We start from the raw sequence: 2233 nt of genomic DNA, 5'->3' as shown, positions 1-2233 counted from the left end.
CTACAGATTTCGAAGATTTTTAGATTGTCAAAATAAATCCGTGTTTATCAGTTTAATCCGTGTCATCCGTGGCCTATCACGCAATCCTAGTTAAAGCTTAGCCTTAAACTTCTTAATCTTGAAATTTTTAGATTTCACCACTTTGCCTTCATCGGTAATCATAAGACAACTGTAATCGGGGAATTTTTCGAGTAATTTCAATCCTTCTGTTTTTCCCAAAACCATCAGCGAAGTGCTGAGTCCGTTGGCGGTTTCGGCATTGGGACCCAAAACCGTTACACTGCATAAACCCGTTGCAGGATAACCCGTTGCAGGATTGATGATGTGTGAATAGCGTTTACCGTCAAAAACGACAAATTTTTCATAACTGCCAGAGGTGGTTACGGCACCTTTTTCTAACGGAACGGCAGTTAAAAGTTTATCAGGGTGGAAAGGATTAGTAATGCCTATTTTCCAGGGTTTTCCATTAGGTTGTCTGCCCCAGGTGCTCATGTCTCCAGTGGCGTTTACAATTCCGGCTTTGATTCCTTTGGCGAGCATCATTTCACGGCATTTGTCGGTCGCGTAGCCTTCTCCCAAAGCGCCAAAACCAATTTTCATTCCTTTCAGTTTTAGGAAAATCGTTGAGTTCACGCTGTCCAAAATGATGTTTTTATAACCCACTTTTTCCACCGATTTTTTGATGGCTTCTGCTGAGGGCATTTCGGTCATCGAACCGTCAAATTTCCAGATGCGGTCCATAGCGGCAAAGCTGATGTCGAATCCTCCATTTGTGATTTTTGAGAAATGGAGCGCTCTTTGGGTCAGTTCAAAAACTTCTTTATCCACTTTTACCGGTTGTATTCCGGCATTTCGGTTTACTTCGGATATTTGGGTGTTGGGTTTCCAGTCGGAGATTAGGTATTCGATTCGGGTGATTTCGGCAATGACTTCGTCAATATTTTTTTCTGCGGAAAGAGAATCTGGGGCTACAAGGGTTATGTCAAAACGGCCTCCCATGAGCATGGTGGTTCTTTTTCGCAAGACTTGGCTGTGGCTGTTTATTCCGAACATCAGTACGCAGAAAAAGAGTAATCGTTTTGGGGAAGAAATTGAGTTCGGTTTCATTGTGTATTGTTCGTATTCGTATTAGTCTCGTTTTGTTTTTTAACGGAGACCTAACAGGTTTTAAAAACCTGTTAGGTCTGGTATCGTGAATAATTGTTGATAGCAAAAATGCAAAATGTTTCCCTTTTAGCCCCGATAGAAGTGGAAATCCTTATATGCCGGGGTTCGGCATATAAGATTGAAACGGATAGCGGGATCCATCATTTTAAAAATGCCTAATGTTTTTGCTCCAAAAAACAATAACGAAACTCAGATTATTAATAACAATCCGTCAGTATTTGTCTATTGGCTTTATACTCTGCGATATCTGTGTTAGTTTTGTTTATGCATAATTCAGCAAGGACAGTTTCTACGTCCCTTTGCATTGAGAGTGAACCGCAAATCATCAAAACGCCTCCGTGAGTCAGTAAATCCGTAAAAAAGTTGGCATCATGTCTTATTAAATCCATTACGTAATTATGGCTTACTTCACGGGACAAAGCCAGATGGAAACTTTTTAGATGTTGTTTTTCTATCATTTCACTGGCGAATTTTTTGTAACCCAAAACAGTTTCGGTTTCCTGTCTAAAACCGGAATACAAATGGATTTCTGTTTTTTTTCTGTTTTGTTCAATCATTCCAAGGAAAGGTGCGATGCCAGTGCCGTTTGAAATGAAAGCTACTTTGGGTGTATTTTTTGGAAGATGAAAAGTTGCATTCTTAATGATTCGAGCTTTTAGAACTTCGCCCGGTTCAAGGTTATGTAAAAATCCCGAGCCAAGACCGGAAGGATGCAGTTTTACAACCAATTGGATATTTCCATTGTGGTTTCCGATAGAGTAGAGGCGTTCCCGCATGTCGTTTGCGGGATAAATGGCCAATAAGTCACCCGACTCAAATTTGGCTCTCGCATTGGCACGAAGCGTGAGTATAAAAGTATGCTCGTTTTCCGAAGTTTCGGTTTTGTCCAGTACCATCAGTTTTTGCAAACCTTTGGGGGCGTGATTGTATAAAGAGGGAGTGGCAGAAAGCTGAATTCCCGTTTTGGCGCTCCATAATTTTACCCAATTAACAAATTCCTCGGCAGATTTGTCATTTACGGTTTGGATTTCTAAAATGCGTTCAGCCCAAGACTGTTTTTCCAATA

General features: G+C 40.8%; 2 protein-coding genes. Both read right to left on the bottom strand.

Translation table 11 applies throughout. From position 1 onward, the window contains the following. Positions 1–90: 90 nt before the first annotated feature. Complete coding sequence (locus tag VLB74_RS08545) at positions 91–1053, bottom strand: FAD:protein FMN transferase (RefSeq protein WP_414655591.1); 963 nt, start codon at positions 1051–1053, stop codon at positions 91–93. A gap of 311 nt (positions 1054–1364) precedes the next feature. Further along, positions 1365–2233, bottom strand: an 869-nt coding sequence (locus VLB74_RS08540; protein ID WP_325203034.1) for an FAD-binding oxidoreductase, incomplete at its 5' end; no start/stop codon positions are given.

The sequence above is a fragment of the Flavobacterium sp. genome, from assembly GCF_035456225.1.
Lineage (GTDB): Bacteria > Bacteroidota > Bacteroidia > Flavobacteriales > Flavobacteriaceae > Flavobacterium.
Note: the sequence above shows the minus strand (reverse complement) of the source record. Positions and strands in the feature narration are given on the sequence as shown.